The 946-nt window shown below is 57.8% G+C and carries 1 protein-coding gene; it reads right to left on the reverse strand.

Going from position 1 to position 946, the window contains the following annotated elements; all coding sequences use genetic code 11:
• On the reverse strand, window positions 1-542 hold a 542-nt coding region (locus tag D2K64_RS23810; RefSeq protein ID WP_120010905.1), incomplete at its 3' end, for a sigma-70 family RNA polymerase sigma factor.
• Window positions 543-946 lie beyond the last annotated feature (404 nt).

Below are 946 nucleotides of genomic sequence, written 5' to 3' on the forward strand. Positions count from 1 at the left end.
CCGCTTGCCGACGGGGCGGGCCATACGTTTTCCAGCGCGCGGCGCAATCGCCCCAAAACAAGCCTCAGGCGCCCCTTCACCGTACCAAGCGGAATGCTCAACTCACGGGCAATCTCAGTATGTGACCTGTCGCCGAAATAGCACATCTGGACGACCTGTGCCTGCTCACGGGGTAGAAGATGCAGCGCTTTCCTTAGCTGCTCCTGTTGTGCAGATGAGGCGAACTGCTCCTCCGCGCTCGGAGCACTGTCCTGGGTCACCGGACGCTCCGAAGCAGAGGTCTCGTCCCGGGAAAAGCTTCTGCAGCGGAGCGCATCAAGGCGAAGGTTCCGCGCAATCGCGTAGATCCAAGTCGAGGCCGCCGCCTTCCCTGGGTCAAACAATGCTGCTTTTCTCCACACGAGTATCATCGCTTCCTGCGCAAGCTCCTCCGCCTCCTCATCAACCATACCCAACCGCCGAAAGTATGTCTTCAAGCGCGGCCCAAAGTAAGAGAACAGCGCTGCAAAGGCGGTGCGATCCTGTGACCGTCCCACCGCCATGACGTAGCTTGATAGCACCGCGTCGGTGCAAGCGCGGGACAATCGATGCGGGTGCAAGGACGATGCTCCGCCTAGGTAATATGGGGCCAGCACCTCACTGGATCATTCCGTTCATCCAGTAAGGTGATGATAAGGGAAATATGTGTGCTGGATCCTGCATGCGGCGCAACTCGGTCACGTGAGCGTGACTGCGTGATCCAGCGCATGCCTTTCTCCGTATCTCAAGGAGGTTAACAACAAAGACAGGGAGACGTCACGTTATGAGCAACGTTGGTCAAGGCGCCAGCCATGGTGGTCATCATGGACCTGGATTTGGTAGCCTATTTGACGACCTGCAGGTCTTTACCACTGACTTCACGGCGCTCAACAACTCCGGAGTTGATGGGCAGGCACTTCTATTCCTC

Source organism: Teichococcus vastitatis (assembly GCF_003604215.1).
Taxonomy (GTDB): Bacteria; Pseudomonadota; Alphaproteobacteria; order Acetobacterales; family Acetobacteraceae; genus Pseudoroseomonas; species Pseudoroseomonas vastitatis.